The sequence below is a fragment of the Ignavibacteriales bacterium genome, assembly GCA_026390575.1.
Classification (GTDB): Bacteria; Bacteroidota; Ignavibacteria; order UBA10030; family UBA10030; genus Fen-1298.
This window is the reverse complement of record JAPLFR010000002.1, coordinates 23,741-42,657: the sequence shown is the minus strand read 5'-3', so window position 1 is coordinate 42,657 and position 18,917 is coordinate 23,741. Positions and strand designations below refer to the sequence as shown.

Annotated in this window: 13 protein-coding genes; all 13 read left to right on the top strand. The window is 40.7% G+C overall.

The features are described from left to right. Positions 1–56: 56 nt before the first annotated feature. The 13 genes from NTX44_02265 (at position 57) to NTX44_02205 (ending at position 18,909) form a co-directional block, all read left to right on the top strand. Complete coding sequence (locus NTX44_02265) at positions 57–1,496, top strand: flippase (GenBank protein ID MCX6120429.1); 1,440 nt, start codon at positions 57–59, stop codon at positions 1,494–1,496. Between the two features lie 499 nt (positions 1,497–1,995). After that, positions 1,996–2,709 carry a glycosyltransferase family 1 protein gene (locus tag NTX44_02260; protein ID MCX6120428.1) on the top strand — a complete coding sequence of 238 codons (714 nt, stop codon included), beginning with the start codon at positions 1,996–1,998 and terminating at the stop codon, positions 2,707–2,709. Between the two features lie 86 nt (positions 2,710–2,795). Then, complete coding sequence (locus tag NTX44_02255; GenBank protein ID MCX6120427.1) at positions 2,796–3,716, top strand: NAD(P)-dependent oxidoreductase; 921 nt, start codon at positions 2,796–2,798, stop codon at positions 3,714–3,716. A gap of 43 nt (positions 3,717–3,759) precedes the next feature. Then, entirely contained in the window at positions 3,760–4,809 is a 1,050-nt protein-coding gene (locus tag NTX44_02250; GenBank protein MCX6120426.1) for an NAD-dependent epimerase/dehydratase family protein, read from the top strand. A 36-nt stretch (positions 4,810–4,845) separates the two neighbouring features. After that, the gene (locus NTX44_02245) at positions 4,846–6,102 is read left to right on the top strand and encodes a glycosyltransferase family 4 protein (GenBank protein ID MCX6120425.1); all 1,257 of its coding nucleotides are present in this window, start codon (positions 4,846–4,848) and stop codon (positions 6,100–6,102) included. Next, the gene (locus NTX44_02240; protein MCX6120424.1) at positions 6,099–7,091 is read left to right on the top strand and encodes an NAD-dependent epimerase/dehydratase family protein; all 993 of its coding nucleotides are present in this window, start codon (positions 6,099–6,101) and stop codon (positions 7,089–7,091) included. Before NTX44_02245 ends, NTX44_02240 begins: the two co-directional genes overlap by 4 nt. Positions 7,092–7,367: 276 nt before the next feature. After that, positions 7,368–9,881 carry a choice-of-anchor D domain-containing protein gene (locus NTX44_02235; GenBank protein MCX6120423.1) on the top strand — a complete coding sequence of 838 codons (2,514 nt, stop codon included), beginning with the start codon at positions 7,368–7,370 and terminating at the stop codon, positions 9,879–9,881. 47 nt (positions 9,882–9,928) lie between these two features. Then, positions 9,929–12,196: a hypothetical protein gene (locus tag NTX44_02230; protein MCX6120422.1), complete on the top strand. Its 2,268-nt coding sequence runs from the start codon at positions 9,929–9,931 to the stop codon at positions 12,194–12,196. 229 nt (positions 12,197–12,425) lie between these two features. Then, positions 12,426–13,532: a UDP-N-acetylglucosamine 2-epimerase (non-hydrolyzing) gene (gene wecB, locus NTX44_02225; protein MCX6120421.1), complete on the top strand. Its 1,107-nt coding sequence runs from the start codon at positions 12,426–12,428 to the stop codon at positions 13,530–13,532. Continuing rightward, the gene (locus NTX44_02220; protein MCX6120420.1) at positions 13,529–14,947 is read left to right on the top strand and encodes a sugar transferase; all 1,419 of its coding nucleotides are present in this window, start codon (positions 13,529–13,531) and stop codon (positions 14,945–14,947) included. The genes wecB and NTX44_02220 overlap by 4 nt, the downstream gene beginning before the upstream one ends. 73 nt (positions 14,948–15,020) lie before the next feature. Then, positions 15,021–16,127 (top strand): DegT/DnrJ/EryC1/StrS family aminotransferase, encoded by a 1,107-nt coding sequence (locus NTX44_02215; GenBank protein ID MCX6120419.1) that lies wholly within the window; start codon positions 15,021–15,023, stop codon positions 16,125–16,127. A gap of 12 nt (positions 16,128–16,139) precedes the next feature. Next, positions 16,140–16,862, top strand: coding sequence for a polyprenol monophosphomannose synthase (locus NTX44_02210; protein ID MCX6120418.1), 723 nt, complete (start codon positions 16,140–16,142; stop codon positions 16,860–16,862). A 4-nt stretch (positions 16,863–16,866) separates the two neighbouring features. Beyond that, entirely contained in the window at positions 16,867–18,909 is a 2,043-nt protein-coding gene (locus NTX44_02205) for a glycosyltransferase (protein MCX6120417.1), read from the top strand. Positions 18,910–18,917 lie beyond the last annotated feature (8 nt).

The window sequence follows — 18,917 nt, the reverse complement described above, 5'->3', positions numbered from 1 at the left end:
ATACCGCGATTTTTTGGAATAAACTCTGAGCATTAATGCATCGAAGTGAGGCGTGAGTGGTACCCGCTAGAAAATTGTTAAAAAACTATATAATGCTTTTTGCCGGCAATGTGTTAGGTCAATCTTTCTTTTTTCTTGGATTTGTTCAACTTGCCCGAGTTTTAGGGCCATCTGGATTTGGAGTATGGAATTTTGCGCAGGTATGCATGTTGTATTTATTGCGAATAGGAGAATTTGGACTGGAAGTCATCGGATTACGTGAGACAGCACGGGATCCTAAGATCGTCAGCTCTTGGATTGCAAATGTCGTGTCAGTGAGATTTGTTTTGGCGATATTCCTGTTTGGTTTTGCAGTACTTTTATCTATCCTCAACCTGCTCCCATCAGGCACAACATCTCTCGTGGTTATCACTTCGCTCTGTGTTTTTCCAATGGCCTTTCTCCTGGAATGGGTATTTGAAGCGCGTCAGGAGGTCGGACTGATCAGTATTGCAAGGATTCTGAAAGGCATTTTATTCTTCCTCGCAGTAGTATTTTTGATTTCAAGAAGTGAAGATGCCACACTTGCAGCGTACTTTTACGTTATCAGCATCACTCTTCCAAGTGTGATGATTCTATCAATCGTTATAAACCGATTTGGTTTTGCCTGGTCTTCGTTAAGCATTCGTAGTGCCATGGATGCATTGCATAAATCAGCACCGATAGGAATATCCTCGTTGCTTTCGCAGTATTGTCTATCCGCAGCACCGCTCATGGTTGGGTATTTTCTATCGATGGAAAAACTTGGCTACTTTACCGCAGCGCACCGCATTGTATTATTCATGTGGGCATATATTCTTACAAGTATGCACAGAATTTTATTGCCAAGCCTTTCTACGTATTTTCGGGAATCACTTATCCACTATACAAGATTTGTAGAAAAGTTCTTCAGACTCTCGGCATTAATCGCAGTTCCGATTGGCCTCGTGGGAACATTGTGTGCTTTACCGCTTATGACACTATTATTTACTGCTAAATACGAATCCTCTGGTATGGTATTCGCCGTCATTATATGGGCGTTTGTACTCGCGAGCATTCGATCCATTCTTGAAATAGCTCTAATTGCTTCGGATAAACAACGGCGGTATATGATAGGGACGATATTCCTCGCAGTTATGTACACTATTTTTACACCGATTCTAACTCTGAAGTATGGTATTGTAGGAGCATCTTTAGCTATGGTACTTTCGGAATTGTGTTATTTTGTGTACCTCATACTTTCATTTCCATTCTTAAAATCAGTTACTCTTATAAAAAATACTTGGAAACCAATAGTTGCGGCAATTATTTCTATGATCTTATTTCTCCCCCTTGGAGAGCTTCACCCAGCGCTTCGAATGGTGTTCAGCTCAATAATTTTTGGAATCATCATTATTGGATTGAAGGGCGTAACTCTTGCTGATTGGGAATTAATTAAATCGACCATCAATCGAGAAAGAGTCAAACAACCAATATGAATATAACAATCAGGAAAACGCTTGTATCCTACTCTCTCCTTTTTTTAACGATAAGTGGTAGAACATGCGAATAGGTTTAAATCTCCTTCATGCACATCCGAGTATTGGTGGCGGTTGGAACTATATAAAGAGTCTCGTGCAATCGTTGCAATCTTATGATAAGAAAAATACCTACATAGCTTATTGTACACCATTTAGTAAACGCCTGATTACAGAACAAGAAAATACAAAAATAATATCTATTGGAATTGATGGTACGAATAGAATGACGAGGATTCTCTATGAAAATTTGTTCCTTCAATTGAGAACGAGAAATGACACTGTCGATGTGTTGCATTGGTTTGCAAATACGCGTTCATTTTATTGTTCAGTACCGTCCATTATTACGGTATACGATTTGCTCGCATTTCGCAGCTCAATGAGCCATTCATTATTCAATCGTATATACAAGTATGTCATGGTACCTTATAGTCTGCGGATGTCGAATGTAATTGCACCGATGTCAGAGACGACAAAAAGTGATATTCACAATAGGTTTGAGATTGATTCAGGGAAAATGATTGTTATACCGCCTATCATCGATGACATGTTCAAGCCTGTTGAATCTGGGATCGCTAAGAATTTTCGTGAAAAATACAGACTTCCGGATCATTACTGGCTTTATGTAGCTCACTATTATCCACATAAGAATCATGAAAGGCTTTTTCAAGCCTATGCTATACTCCGGACGAGACAGAAAACAACTTGGCCGTTAGTTTTATGTGGAATGAAAAATGGAGCTGATAAAGTTATTGCAGAAAAATTGCATGCCGCCGGAATTGAAAATAATGTGATGTGGTTGCCCAAATTAGATGATAGTGAGATGCCAACGCTTTATTCCGCTGCTTCAGCTCTTGTATTTCCTTCGTTATACGAAGGAGGTGGAATTCCTATCATGGAAGCACTCGCATGCGGTTGCCCCGTGGTTGCCTCTGACATACCTACGACAAAAGAATTTGCGGGGAATTCAACTGTGATATGTTTCGATGGAGAAAATATCGAGGATATGGTAAAAGCCATGCTGCAATTTGCAAATGATGATGTATTGCTTGATTATAAATTACGTGGTTTAGAGAAGGCTAAAACATATCGAAAAGACAGTATCATACCTCGATTACTCAATGCATATAAAATCGCTTGCCAAGGTGATGCGATGAATAAATTCATGGGTTAAATTATTACAAGGCCGAGTCTTATCGCAGGTTGAAAGAATACAAAGAAAGTTATGTATATTGATCAAAATAATTTTGGAGAACAGTAATGGCAAAAATACTTCTCACAGGCGGAAGAGGATTTATTGGTACGAATTTGACAAATGAATTACGTGCAAGAGGTCATGACGTGTGGACGTGTGACATTTTACAGGGGGAAGATCCTCAACATTTGAAGGCGGATACCGGTGTCTATCAGCAGGTCGATAGTGTTTTTCGATCGCATAAGTTTGATTACGTGTACCATCTTGCCGCAGAATATGGCCGCTGGAACGGTGAAGATCATTACGAAAACCTCTGGCGCACAAATGTTATCGGCACAAAAAATATGTTGCGTCTTCAGGAGCAGCATCGTTTTAAAATGATTTTCTTTTCCAGCGCCGAGGTCTATGGTGACTACGATGAATTAATGTCCGAAGATGTTATGGAACGTGTACCAATAAAGCAAATGAACGACTACGCAATATCGAAGTGGACGGGGGAATTACAATGTTTAAACCATGCAGCAATGTTCGGTGTTGATGTGGTGCGGGTGCGGCCAGTCGGATGTTACGGCCCTCATGAATATTACAGCCGTTATAGGGGTGTAATACCTATTATTGTGTATCACTGTTTAATGAATAAAAAATTCACAGTATATAAGGGACATAAAAGGATTTTTGATTATGTCGAAGACACGTGCAGGACTTTTGCTAATATTGTGGATAATTTTATCCCTGGTGAAGTCTATAATATCGGGAGCAGAGAAGATTGGGTGATCAGCATTGAGGAACTGGCAGCAATCATTATCAAAGAGACCGGAGCAAGTCCTTCGCTTGCGGAATACAAGGGAGAAGAAGGTTTTACGACGCGGGTAAAAATAGTTGACTATTCAAAGTCACGGCGCGATCTAAAACATGATCCTAAAATTGATATTCACGAAGGAGTGTGCAGATACGTAGCCTGGATGAAAAAAGTCTATAGCAAATAAATTATATGTCGATAATAATAATAAATTTGAAAAAGGATTATCAATGGAAGAATATAAAAAAGCATTAGAAGATAAAGTAGTATTGATTACGGGAGGTGCCGGCGCGATTGGTACAAACCTCACCCGTACTATTGCGGGACTTGGCGCCCGTATGGTCGTCGTGTTTGATAATATGTCGGCAGGCTACGAATGGAATATACCCTCCATGCCAAATGTTTTGTTTGTGAGAGGATCGGTTACAGATGAAGTAGCGTTAAAACGTGTTTTTGTTTTGAAGCCAAATATTGTGTATCATTTAGCCGCTTTTTTTGCAAATCAAAATTCCGTGGACTTTCCCCAGCACGACTTGATGACGAATGGCTTAGGGACATTATTAGTATATCAGTATGCTCAGATGTGTGGTGTGCAACGATTAGTATATGCTTCATCTGGTTGTTCCATCTATGGTTCAACAGCACCGTTGCCTCTGAAAGAAGATTTTATGTCTATGCATCTCACCACTCCGTACCAGATAACGAAAATGCTGGGTGAATTGTACGCAAATTTTTTCCATCATCATTATGGGTTACCCATTGTAAAGACAAGGTTCTTTAATTCCTATGGACCTGGAGAAGTACCAGGACAATATAGAAACGTCATCCCAAATTTCATTTTTAGAGCACTATCCGGATTGCCGTTGCCCTTCACGGGGAGCGGTGAGGAAACTCGTGATTTTACATATGTCATGGACATAGTCGATGCATTATTGAGGGCTGCTCATACTGAAAAAGCAATCGGGCAAGAGATGAATATTGCGTCGGGGAGTGAAGTGAATATTTTATCAATGGCGGAACATATAAACGAATTGACTGGTAATAAAGCCGGAATCATAAGGGCAGAACGGCGTGTGTGGGACACAAAAAAAAGGTTACTTGCATCCATAGAGAGGGCAAAAGATTTGCTGGGCTATGAACCTAAGATGGATTTTGAAACGGGACTCGAAAATACAATCAAATGGTTTAACGATAATTGGGATGATATCCGGAGAGATGCTGAATTTCCTCCAGGCATGTCGGCCGCAGCCTTTAAAGTTACTGCTACAAAATCAAAATAAATTTTTCTAAGCTCAACATTTGTACTGAAAGGCCTAATGAGTAAAGTTCTTCTTCATTCTTTGGTATTCTCTCCGGATGGTAATTCCACTGCATATTTGATGACCGAGATGGCTGTCGAGCTAAAGCGGCTCGGGCATTCAGTGACGGTCATTTCTACGACACCTCACAACAACGTGTTACAAGAGATGGCAAAACGTCAGCCGATGCAGAAACATTGGTTCGGATTATTATTTTCCAGCGAACTTGAAAATATTCCGATATGGCATGTCAAAGTACCATATAAAGGTAACAGAGTATGGATGAGAGTCTTTGATTATATACGATTTCATGTGGTTTCACTCTTTGTCGCATTATTTAAAATTGAAAAACAAGACATTGTTATTGCAACTTCCCCTCCTATGACAATTGCTGTCGTATCCTGGTTATTAGGGATACTATGGAGCGCACCGTCAGTATATAAGGTGGCAGAATTATATCCGGATGTTGCTATTCGTCAAGGTATTGTGAAAAACAAAACCTTCATTGCTTTTCTCAATTGGCTCGAGAAGTTCATCTATAGAAAAAATACCGCCATAGTCCCGATCGCAGAACAATTTAAACGAGTGATCAAAAAGAGGGGGGTTCCAGAAAGTAAGTTGCGTATGATCCCTGATTTTGTTGACACCAGGTTTTATAGTCCAAAAGAAAGGAGAAACGAATTCTCGATAAAGTACAATTTGTTCGATGACTTCATCGTCCTTTATGCCGGCAATATTGGAATAGTTCAAGATTGGGAAACAGTGTTGTTCGTAGCTGAAAATCTCAGAGAACATCCCATAAGATTTGTTATAATTGGTGATGGTTCTAAACGTGATTGGCTCAAACAACAGATTGAAGATAAAAAGATGAATAATGTTACACTGCTTGGTTATCAATCGAAAGAACTCATGCCGCTAATTAATTCTTGCTGCGATGTAAGTATAATTCCGATGAACCTTGCCGGCAGCAAGGATGGCGTACCTTCTAAAATCTATTCTATCATGGCTTGTGCAAAACCGGCGATAGCGTTAGTTGATGAAGATTCAGAATTGCGGTGGATCATTGAGCAATCAGGTTGCGGCAGGGCAGTGCCTATCGATGATCAGGAGGGATTTGCGAATGCAATCTTAGAAGCCTACAAACACAGGGAGACTCTTACCCATGAAGGTAAGAAGGGCAGAGAATATGTTGAGAAGAATTATTCCAAAGAAGCTATCGCAATAAAGTATGATGCATTAATCATGGAATTAACTCATGGTAAGAGTGTTAAATGATACTCATCACTGGCAATGCAGGTTTTATCGGTAAATACCTTACAGGTGTTCTTCTTGAAAAAGGAGAAACGGTTCGCGGTATTGATATCCGGCCTCGAAAAGATATTTTGTTTGGATTTGTTCAGGTCGATGGAAATATTCTCGAGAGAAGTATTGTCCGTCAAGCGATGAAAGATGTAGATACCATGATTCACCTTGCAGCCGAGCATAAAGATTTTGGTGTTGCTGAATCAGATTATTTTAGAGTGAATGAACAGGGAACGAGAGCTATTTTAGAAGAAGCATCGAATGCAAATATTAAAAAGCTCATATTTTACAGCTCTGTTGCCGTGTATGGTGCGCAGTCAAATACAACGGAAGAGACTCCACCTGTGCCAAATAATCATTATGGTGCATCAAAACTAGCCGCCGAAAGATGTGTAACTGCCTGGGCTAAGGAAAATAGTTCGCGAACTGCAATTATTATTCGGCCCACAGTTGTCTTTGGTCCGCACAGCAAAGCAAATATTTTCCGTTTGATTCGTCAAGTTTGCGATGGGCGGTTTTTAATGGTTGGCAGCGGAGAAAATGTCAAATCGATCGCCTATGTTAGAAACTTGGTGGATGCTACGATCTATCTCAAGGATAGATGCGAGGCTGGACTTCATATTTTCAATTATGCAGATGAACCTCACATGCAAACCAGGGAGTTGGTTGCTCTCATAGCTTCCCAAGCAGGGCGTAAGCCGCAGAGACTGTATGTCCCTTTGCTCTTGGCAGAGGCGGGCGGTTATATTTTTGATATAGTTGGAAAGTTGACAGGCATAGATTTTCCTCTCACTGCAGCACGAATGAAAAAATTTACTGTCCCAACATTTCATCAGGCAGATAAAATCCGTGACTTTGGTTTTATTCCCCGGTATTCCATAAAGGAAGGTCTGGACGAGAATATTAAGTGGTATAAAGCTGGTGGAGCAAGAGCGGATGACGAATCAGAATCATCCGAGTAAAAAATTATTTAATTAGCAAATTCTTAACACCTTCCTTCTTTGTAGTTATCAACCATTCATGACCTCTTGACTCTGCCTTGCAGTTTGAAGCAGAATTTGGTAAAATAGCTCCACCAATGATATCATGTCGCTGTCGTTGTAAACAAAGTAACTGGGCGCACGTATAATTCAAAAAGGAATTATTTCCTGACTGAATTATGCATGTACGTATGCAATGTGAAGGGATTTGCAGCTACTGAGATATTTACAAAACCTTTCACGAGATGTAAGCAATCCATGAAAACCATTACTATAAAATTCTGTTTATTATTCTCTTTGGTTTTTATCAATAATTCCTTTGCGCAACAAGATTCTCTTGCAGATGTTTTTCCACTGAGATTTGGTAATAAATGGACTTATAGTTTTAATAATTATTCGTATTCTATGGGCCACACATCTACAACTGATACAGGAACTACCGAGTACCAAATTATTTCTTCTATCACTTCGTTAGATTCGACGAGTTGGAAATTTAGGCAGACGAGAAATTATACCCGTTATTGGTACTTCAATTATACGAACTATCCACCTATTTCTATGAACGATACAAGTTATTTTCAAATAGTGGAAATGAATAGAGGTCAACATGAAATTTATCTATTAACTTCTGATTGGGGTAATGAATATTATATTCATAGTGTATTCCCTTTTTGGAAATATTATGTTTATAGTTACAACGATTCTTCGATATTCTCTCGATATTTACATGGTGATACAACAAAGGATTTTATATTCAGCAAATATATTGGAGCAATGACTTCTACTCAACGTGATATTTATTTTCGTAAAGATATAGGTGTCATACAATCTACAGGTAGGATCTCCTACTACGGAATTCAAGGAGGGTGGTGGAGCAATAATTTAATATCATTCTCACCTTCCTATATAGGCCCTCATCTTAAATTCCCAAGGTATATTACATTCAGTGCACTTACTGGTATTCCAACGGATACAACAATCACTTTAACGTGTAACGGCACAGAACTCGTTCGTATATATAGCATTATAAGTACTAATCCATCGTTAAAGATCACTCCTTCATTCTTGGTTATGGGCCCAATGAGTGATGCTGTATTATCAATCAAGCATACTTCTCCTCCGAATGGAACATCATTATCAAAAATTATCATAACCAGTTCGTCAGTTACCTCTCCTGACACAATTGATATTACAATACAAGGACGTATGGAAGCTATTTTGAAAACAAATAAACAGATCAATTTCGGTCAGGTTTTCTTCTCGCGAAGACATCTTGATACCACAATATCTATTATTAACACTGGTAATATACCACTCGTTGTGGATTCAGTTAATGCGCCTATTTCGTCCGAGTGGCTGGCGTATCCACTATTGACTTGGGATTTTGATCGTAGATTCGTGAATTCCGGGGATACTGCATTCTGCAAAATAGGGTTGGAACTTACGGCTAGGGATCGTTATCAAAACACTAATTTTTCAATCTATTCCAATTCAAAATCATCACCTGATGTTATTCATTTTAGCGCACCAATTTGTGGAGGAGCAATAATTTTTGGTTCTCACTCATTATCATTCACTGCTGACGTCAATGGGCTTGGAGGAGGTGTTTTGTATATAGTAGCTGTCATGGCTGATGTGATTGTTCAAAGGGGGCAACCTTCAAATCCCGCATTCAAAACACCGAATGATATACCAAATCCAATCAGTGCTGATTATCACAACCATACTTATACTGACGAAATTCAATTTATTCCGCGAACGGCAGGTATGCATACTGGCTATATTATTTATTCATCCCGGTCAACAGAACCTAATGATATAATACCTGCAATTGATACGGTTTGGCTTAGTGGAATTGGCATGCCTATTACTATGTCTGGTGAATCTACGATTGATTTTGGAAGCAAGGCTATCGGTGAATATGCGGATAATATTATACCAATTTCTAATTTAACAGGTGTTCCTCAAAATATTACAAGAGAGTTTTTAAATTTTGATTCATCGTTTATAGTGCCGACCGGGCCAATTGGTACGGTCGGACCAAATGCAAGTATCTTTGATACTATTCATTTTGCACCTAAAACTTTGGGTAATCATGCTATGTCAATAAGATATATGTTTGATGACGGAGTTACCCAAACCGGGCCGTATAAAGTTATTATTTCTGGTCTGTGTGTCTCTCCGCAGGTTGTAATCAGTGCCACAAACATTAATTTTGGAAAAGTACGTATCGGTGAATACCATGATACAATACTAACTATAACGAATCTGAATAATATAGACTTGGAAATTATTAGAGATTTTTCTGTTCCTGATCTTTCGTACAGATTTGCTTTGATGCCAATTGGAACTATAGCATCTAATTCGACAATATTTGACACAATTCGATTTAATCCGCAATCTCATGGTAATCATTCAATTATTGCTATCTATCGGTTTAAGATTGGAAATTTCCAGATAGGGCCTTATGGCATAAGTATTTCAGGTTACGGAGAGAAGTCAGTAATTACTCAATATTCTTTAAGCCAGAACTATCCCAATCCATTCAATCCAGGGACAATTATAAGTTTTGATGTTCCTTTGACAAGTTTTGTATCACTGAAAGTCTTCGATCTTCTCGGTAGAGAAGTGGCAACATTGGTAAATGAGGAGATGAGACCGGGAAGTTACGAAAAGACATTCGATGGTCGAGGATTGGCAAGCGGAGTATATTTGTACAAATTGCAATCGGGTAGTTTTATACAAACAAAGAAATTACTACTGCTGCGATAGTGCGTGTTTACAATCAAGGGCTTATCACAGCAATAAAGGAAATGTGTATGAAAACCTTAAATTGCAATTATCGCTTGTTGGCTTTAATCTTTTCAATAATGTATACTGGAATCTCTTTTTCCCAAACTACACCACAGCCCACGCAGGTTCTTGGCACAAACAGAATTGACTTTTCAACTGATAGCAGTTCAGTTACATTCTGGTTTGAAGATATTCCGTTGTACAAATATGAAAATCAACGGGGAACATTTGACGGGCTCTCAGCATCTGCAAATGGACAGAGTTATTTCCATCCAGCAAAGTGTGGTGGAGTTCTCGTCTCTGATCATCAAGAAATTCTAACTCCACTGAATAACGAACTCACATATCTACTGAAAAATCGGATTATTGATAAAGATAGTGTTGCCTTTTTATGGACGATATACAATCAACGAAATTCCCTCTATAGTTATTGGATGAAATTTCATATCAAAGGAAGAACTTTGATAATTGATATTGTCGGTACCGACGATAATGATCCGATGGGATCCGGTATTACTTTGGGATATGCAAAGAGTTCTGAAAATAGCGTATTTGTGGTTCCTGTTCCATACCTGACATTAACAAATTTACTCTATGAGAAAAATTCATCGAGCTTCACATCAATGTTTTTCGATTGGGAAAGAACTAATTGTTCAAGGATGTATCCACTCACAAAATCATTAACTGATAGTGCTTATGCACAAAGAGTCGATTACTTCCCGAATACTGATGGAACACGTCATCGGATACAGGAAAGAATATATCTCACGACGTCTCAGGACGTAAATGAGGTTATGCCTAATGTCGTAGGACCAATAGCACCGCACAAAGATAAAATGCAAGACAAGATTGTTGTTAGTTTTCAACCGCCTTTCCCATGGATCTTAAAACCATGGCTTGGTGACAATTCACTCTCTTGTTATCTGGATAGTTTGGGAAAGCTCGGGATCACCAATATTGCTCTCCTCATAAAAGACTGGTGGTGGTCGGGGGACGACGCAGGAAATCCGAATGTGCTTCCGGCAAACGATTACATTGGAGGGAATGATGCTTGCCCTCATCTGGAGTGGCAGAGCTGGGGCGGCGGCGGCAATGAAGTAATGAAAAACATTCGAGATAAAGCGCATCAACACGGATTCACATTTGCTCTTCATCAAAATTATGTCGATATGTATTTCAAATATCGGACAGGAGCCGAGATTTTGATCCAGGTGGACAGTACGTGTGTTTCGAAACTCCCCAATAATAAATTTGCGATGGCGTTTGGGCCAAACTGTAACAGTGAATTCGCATATGCTATCAAGCCATCTCGTATTCTTGATATTGGAACGCGGGTCTCCGCTGCAATTTATCATAACTATGGTGCGGATTGGAGTTACCTCGACGTCACAAGCTCAACATCTCCTTCTGGACCGTTAATGGGAGATGAAAGCAAGAGCTATGTCGATTTTGACAAGAGTCTTGGAGAAAATTCTGGCAAGTTCCTCTATACATTGCGCAACTACCGAAGGATTCCCGACATATTAAGAAAACAGACAAACAATGGACCGACTCAAGGTGAAGGTGGAAATCACTTCCTTTATGCTGGATACTTCGATGATTTTGAAGCTAGGATATATACTGCGGTTCCTAATCCACCTGGACAATCTCAGTCCCGCAACAAATCCTACTATGACAATTATTATAATGGATATCATGCTCCGCTGTTCATAGATTTTCATCTCAACAAACTCAGATCGAAATCTTCTTATCATGGAGCTGGCCACATTTACGATTTCTATGGGAGTTTGTTGGATACATCGTTCTCTGAGAAACAGTTGTTGCCTTTTATTGCGACAGAACTCGCTTATGGGCATGGAGGATTAGTTACAAAAAGTGCATCCGATTGGCAGGATCATTCTCTGAAACAAATTATTCTGGAATATCGACACGTGCTACCGATGCAAAAACTTCTTACAGATGCAAAACCGGTTAGCATTATGTACTATGATTCGATCGGAATAGCGAAAACAGCCTCACAATACATTGCCGATCACCCGAACGAATTTGCTGATATACATTCTAAGGATTTTATGGGACGAGTGAGAATTGAGTATGATCATGGCGTAGTAGTTTATATTAATAGAAGCCCCGATAGTGCTGGTAATTGGATAATCAGAGGACTTTTCCCCCATGGATGGTATAATTATAATATAATTCTTGGAGGAGTTCTTACTCAGGGTGTGGGAGTGAAACCTTCAGAACCGATGATTCTTCCTCCTGAATGCGGATGGATCTGTTATTCTCCCAAATGATTTCTTCAAGATAATGAAAGCGCATTTATTTAGCTCACGCACCTTGCTTGATGAATAGCAAACCTTTTTAATAAAAACATACGCTGCGCATCAGTAAATCTTTTCCACCTCGTGAAATCTTCCTAAAAAGATGAATTCCTTGAAAGAATTTCTTATTTTCTAAAAGAAGGTGACTCCTATTAATACTAATACTATTGAGACTCCCAGAAAGATTAAAGAGAAAGAATTATTGAAAACTCTCCTTATTGTTGCCGGTACTCGCCCTGAAATTATTAAGACTATCCCAGTTGTCATAGAAGCTAGAAAGCGAAAAGATATAAAGGTCGTTTATTGCCTTACAGGTCAGCATAAGACTATGGCGATGGAAGCATTGTCCATATTTGGAGTTCAACCAGACGATGATCTTCAGATAATGCGTCCCAACCAAACACTGAATATGATTTGCGAATCTGTGTTTGCCAAACTCCCGCCGGTCATTGAGAAGGTGAAACCGGATATCGTCATGGTACAGGGAGATACCACCACCGCGGCAATGACCGCGATCTGTGCATTTAATATGAAAGTGCAAGTTGCTCACATTGAAGCCGGCCTGCGAACATTTAACATGGACGCACCATACCCTGAAGAATGCAACAGGCGGCTTATTAGTGTTGTATCGATGTATAATTTATGTCCAACTGAGGATTCGCGTCTTAACTTAGAACGAGAAGGAGCAAAGGATTCGACGTTATATGTCATTGGCAATACTGTTGTAGATGCGCTGAGGTTGATACAAGAAAAGCATGATCTGAATAAGCTCGAAACAATATCCCCTGATATAAAAAAGCCGTTTGCACTTATCACTGCTCATAGACGCGAGAGTTTCGGCGGTGGATTTCAAAACATTTGTACAGCAATCCGCGAATGCGCAATTCGATATCCTCAGTTCTATTTTATCTATCCTGTGCATCTCAATCCGAACGTAAAAGGTCCTGTGCATGAATTATTAGGAGATATACCAAATGTAAAACTCATTGCACCAATTCCGTATCTTGAATTGCTTACGCTGATGAAGCATTGCGAATTTGTGCTTACGGATTCCGGAGGTATTCAGGAAGAAGCCCCATCATTTGGGAAACATTGCATTGTCATGCGTGAAGTTACGGAACGGATGGAAAGCGTCAATCTTGGAATGTCCGAGCTTGTCGGTACGGATGTTGCAAAAATCCTTGGTGCAATCCAGCGCACCGTTGAAGGAAACATTAAGCATGATCTTGTTAAAAATCCATACGGCGATGGTCATGCATCGGAAAAGATTTTAGACATTTTGACGCATCACACGACAACGATTTCATGAACTCCCGGCGTGAACAAATCACTACGTTGTTAATTGATGTTCTCACCATCAATCTTGCATATTTCGCATATTATTATTTTCGTGTGCGAAGCGGATGGATTCCTTACAGCATTGAACCGGATTTTCTATTGCCCATGGCGTTCGTTTGTGTGTACTGGCTTATCTGGTTTAGTATCTTTGGCCTTTATCATTCATGGTATGAGCAATCCCGCATCGATGAGATTCTCACGATAGTCAGAGTAACTATTATTGGTACACTGATATTGTTCTCTTTAATTTTTCTTGATGATAAATCCAGTGATACTATTGTACATTACCGGCTTGTGATTTTTGGATATTGGTTTGTTCTGATGGTCTTAGTTGTCATCGGTAGAATAACGAGACGATTTGTTCAACGGAGATTACTCTTAGCCGGAGTCGGACTGCGCAACACAATTATTGTCGGATGGTCAGATAAAGCTTTTGAGTTGTGTGATATGGTGCTGAAATATCCGGCTTTGGGATATAAAGTAATTGGATTTGTGAAAGTAGGAGCAAAGAGTGCACCTGATCTTCGCACGAAAGGGAACACTTACAAAGGCATCTCAATTGTGGGAACGATGAAGGAATTATCTGTGCTTATCAAGAAGCACGTAATCAGTGAAGTACTGATTGGGCTTGATCCCTCCGAACGAAAACAACTGAGCGATATATTGCGTCAATGTGATTCTGTTGACGTAGGCATGAAAATAATGCCGGATTTATACGATATTGTCAGCGGGCAGGCACGCATCAGTTCTCTCTATGGTTTGCCGCTTATGGAAGTGCGACCACAGTTGATGAAGCCGTGGGAAGAAACAGCAAAACGCGCACTCGATATTCTTTTTTCTTTTACAGTACTGCTTGCCGGACTTCCACTCTGGATTCTTATCGCGTGTTTCATAAAACTTGATTCTCGAGGTCCTGTACTCTATCGCCAGGTGCGTGTTGGAAAGAATAGTACTCATTTTAAGATATTGAAGTTTCGCTCGATGCGCTTGGATGCAGAAAAAAAGTCTGGACCAATCTGGGCTGGAAAGAACGATCCGCGCGTGACGACTGCCGGACGCATTCTTCGGAAAACGCATCTTGATGAAGTTCCCCAGTTTTTCAATGTATTTACGGGAGATATGAGTTTAGTAGGGCCACGGCCTGAGCGTCCATTTTTCGTGGATAAATTAACGAAAGAAATTCCGCTCTACAACCACCGTCATCGTGTGCGGCCTGGCATTACAGGTTGGGCGCAAGTGAAACATAAATATGACGAAAATATGGAGGATGTGCGCGCAAAGATTAAATACGATTTATTCTATATTGAAAATATTTCTTGGCGCTTGGATTTGAAAATTCTTTTTAACACTATTTATGTGATGATTACAGGAAAAGGGCACGCTTAAAATAGTAAAAAAGTTCAAAGGTATAAGTAAAAAGGCAGATAAAATTTACAGAATTAGCTTGAAAGAAATCTGAATGAAACCAATTCATATGGTTGATGTTGTCGGTCAGTACAAGAAGATAAAGAAAGAAATAGACGAAGCTGCAATCAAAGTGATTGAATCGGGACAATATATTCTCGGTAAAGAAGTATTGGAGTTTGAAAATGAAATTGCGCAGTACCTGCATGTGAATCATGGAATTGGATGTGCTTCCGGCACCGATGCACTCATGGTATCGATGATGGCACTGGGAATTGGGCAGGGGGATGAAGTGATCACGACGCCATTCACATTCGCTGCTACTATTGAAACAATTATGTTACTTGGTGCCAAGCCGATTTATGTCGATATAGATCCGAAGACTTTTAATCTTGATCCATCAAAGATAGGGGCAGTGGTCACAAAAAAGACGAAAGCGATTATTCCGGTGCATTTGTACGGGCAAACCGTGGATATGGATCCGCTGGTAACAATTGCACGTCAATACAATATTCCCATGATAGAAGATATGTGTCAGGCAATTGGCGCTGACTATAAGGGTAAAAAAGTTGGCGGCATTGGCGCGATGGGCTGCCTCAGTTTCTTCCCTAGCAAAAATCTCGGTGCGTTTGGTGATGCCGGTATGGTCGTAACAAATGATGCGGTTTTAGCAGAGAAGCTGCGGATGATTGTTGTACACGGATCGCGCGTACGCTATAAACATGAAATTATTGGTGTGAACAGCAGATTGGATGCATTGCAAGCCGCGATGCTGCGTGTGAAACTTCGCTATTTAGATCAGTGGATTGACTCACGACGTAAGGCGGCTCTCGTCTACAATCGATTGTTTGTTGGGTCCGATGTCGAGATCCCGTTTGAAGCGCCATACGGCAGGCATGTCTTCCATCAATACACAATTCGAATTAAAAATCGAGATCGTGTTGCACAATCTCTGAGTGAGAAAAAAATTCCGTATGGTATTTACTATCCAATATCTTTGCATATGCAGGAAGCGTATAAAGCGGCAGGGAAACCCAAAGGCGCATTTCCGATAACCGAGAATGCGACGGACGAAGTTCTTTCGTTACCGATGCATACAGAACTTGACGAAGATCAGCAGAAATTTATCGTTCAATCAATTTTAGAATCAATGAAGAAATAATCTGGTCATTTTATGAAACATTCTCTTATTATCATCCCAACCTATAATGAAGCGGACAATGTATCCAAGATCATCCCTGAGGTGCTCGCACAGGATGAAGGATTCAACGTGCTGATTGTTGATGATAACTCGCCGGATGGGACAGCGAAGTTAGTAAAAGAAATGCAGAGGACGAATGTGCGTATTCATCTCATTGAACGCGCAAGCAAACTAGGATTGGGTACTGCATACGTGGCGGGATTCAAATATGCACTAGCGCATGAATTCGATTTTGTGTTTGAAATGGATGCCGATTTCTCACATGATCCCGCGATGTTAATAAAACTTCTCGCAAAAGCCGAGGACTGTGATCTGGTCATAGGGTCGCGGTATATCCATGGCGTGAACGTCGTGAATTGGCCGTTGCGGCGATTGATTCTCAGTTATTCTGCAAATCTTTACACGCGGATTATCACCGGCCTGCCCGTGAAAGATGCAACAGCGGGATTCAAATGTTACCGCCGTGCTGTGCTGGAAAGTTTCGACCTTGACTCCATCAAATCGAACGGGTACAGCTTCCAAATTGAAACGAATTATCTCGCATGGAAACATGGTTTCCGCGTGTGCGAGGTGCCTATCGTCTTTACCGACAGGCGCGAAGGTGTCTCAAAAATGTCGAAACATATTGTCTATGAAGCGGCATGGATGGTGTGGAAGTTGAAGTTCAGAACTTTGTTTTCAAAAGAGAACCGCTAAGCGTATGGCTAGCGCGCGTAGACAAGCATTGCTCGATGTTTCAGTCATCATTGTCAACTACAACGTTCGCGATTTTCTGCATCAATCGCTCGGTTCCATTCAGAAAGCATTGAAGGGATTTCGATCAGAGATTTTCGTCGTCGATAATGCTTCCGATGATGGCAGTGCAGAGATGGTGCGGCGGCGATTTCCGCACATTCGACTTATTGCCAATAGTGTCAATCTTGGATTTGCCAAAGCAAACAATGTTGCACTCAAGAAGGCACGTGGCAAATTCCTGCTCCTCATTAATCCTGATACAATTGTGCAGGAAGACACTATCCGTGTGATGGTTGAGTTTCTCCAGAGTCATCCGGAAGCCGGACTTGCCGGATGCAAGATTTTAAATCCTGACGGCAGTTTTCAACCGGCGTGCCGCCGCGGGTTTCCGACGCCGTGGGTTGCATTCACAAAAATATTCGGACTCAGCAAGCTCTTTCCGAAGACCAAGTTATTTGGGAAATATAATCTTACCTATTTACAAACGGAAGAAACTTATCCGGTTGATGCTGTCAGCGGCTCGTTTATGATGGTGCGAAAAGAAACATACGAGCACGTTGGAGGTTTGGATGAGAGTTATTTCATGTATGGCGAGGATCTTGATTGGTGCTACCGCATTCGTCAAACCGGCTGGCGAATATACTATGTCCACTCCACACAGATTATTCATTACAAAGGCGAGAGCACGCGGCGAAGCAGCTTAGATGAGATCCATACATTTTATAAAGCAATGCATCTTTTCGTCGAAAAACATTTCCAATCTTCAAGACTCTTTAAAATTGTTTTGCGTGTCTCCATCGGCGTAGTTTCATTCGCTGCATTCATCACGTCAGCATTGAAGCCCTTGAAAATCGCTGTTTTCGATTTTATCGCAATGACCGTAAGTCTTCTTATAGCAGAATACATATGGAGAGGAGAACTCTTCAGATATCCGGCGTACGCCTATTCAATCGTCTTTACTATTCCAGCGATCATTGTGATCGGTTGTTTGTACGTGGCGGGAGTATATACACAGCGGCGCATGTCCATCTCTCGATCCCTCGGCGCTATTTTTCTCGCTTATGTTTTCATCTCAGCACTGACAGCTTTTTTTAAGAACTATGCCTTCAGCAGAATGATTGTCGCTATTTCCGGGATTCTCTCAATGGCTCTTATTCCGGGATGGCGATTTGTATTTCGACTCGTCAGAAAAACGTCTGCACATGGCAGAGGAACGCTGTTTGGCAAACGAACGCTCATCGTGGGCACGGATAAAGACGCTGTTGGATTGCAACAAAAATTGCGGGCAAGAATTGGTGAGGGATACGAAATTGTAGGATTTGTCGGAACCACACACGAGCAAATCGGTAAGATATTGAATGGCGTCCCGGTCGTTGGCAGTATCGACAACGTTGGAAAGATAGTGAAAGAGCAGAAAATCAACGACGTGATATTTTCACCGACGGCACTCAGTTATGCACAAATTCTTTCGGTGATCAGCAGGAGCCGTGAACAGGTCGTGAACTTTCATCTTGTTCCAACGACCATGGAAGTCATTGTTGGGAAGGCAAGTGTGGATAGTCTCGACGATTTGCCATTGGTGCAAATTGCATATAATATCGACAAGCCGTCCCATCTGTTTACAAAACGAATGTTCGATATCGTACTTTCCGGATTGTTCTTGATATCTGTTTATCCTATTTTTCGATTATCATCAACGATGAAGCAAAAGAAACAAAACGGATTTCTTGCGGGATTGCCGCGTGTGTTCAATGGAACCATGAGTCTTGTTGGTACACCCATGAATGAATCGCGAAAACCAAAGGAGACTGAAGATTTGCTCTTTCTTGGCAAGCCGGGCCTCAGCGGTTTGGTGCAACTGCAGCAAGACCGAACATTATCAGACGACGAACGTACTCAATACGATCTTTATTATGCGCGGAACCAGAGCGTTCTGCTTGATCTTGAAATTCTTATCAAGACATGGCTGCAATATCGTGCGATGCGAAAAAATACGCAAGGAATATAAAAGCGTGA

Coding starts and splice junctions, on each gene's coding strand:
- NTX44_02215 (MCX6120419.1), top strand. CDS start 15,021: ATGAAACCAATTCATATGGTTGATGTTGTCGGTCAGTACAAGAAGATA.
- NTX44_02210 (MCX6120418.1), top strand. CDS start 16,140: ATGAAACATTCTCTTATTATCATCCCAACCTATAATGAAGCGGACAAT.
- NTX44_02230 (MCX6120422.1), top strand. CDS start 9,929: ATGAAAACCTTAAATTGCAATTATCGCTTGTTGGCTTTAATCTTTTCA.
- NTX44_02220 (MCX6120420.1), top strand. CDS start 13,529: ATGAACTCCCGGCGTGAACAAATCACTACGTTGTTAATTGATGTTCTC.
- NTX44_02240 (MCX6120424.1), top strand. CDS start 6,099: ATGATACTCATCACTGGCAATGCAGGTTTTATCGGTAAATACCTTACA.
- NTX44_02255 (MCX6120427.1), top strand. CDS start 2,796: ATGGCAAAAATACTTCTCACAGGCGGAAGAGGATTTATTGGTACGAAT.
- NTX44_02245 (MCX6120425.1), top strand. CDS start 4,846: ATGAGTAAAGTTCTTCTTCATTCTTTGGTATTCTCTCCGGATGGTAAT.
- NTX44_02235 (MCX6120423.1), top strand. CDS start 7,368: ATGAAAACCATTACTATAAAATTCTGTTTATTATTCTCTTTGGTTTTT.
- NTX44_02260 (MCX6120428.1), top strand. CDS start 1,996: ATGTCAGAGACGACAAAAAGTGATATTCACAATAGGTTTGAGATTGAT.
- NTX44_02205 (MCX6120417.1), top strand. CDS start 16,867: ATGGCTAGCGCGCGTAGACAAGCATTGCTCGATGTTTCAGTCATCATT.
- NTX44_02250 (MCX6120426.1), top strand. CDS start 3,760: ATGGAAGAATATAAAAAAGCATTAGAAGATAAAGTAGTATTGATTACG.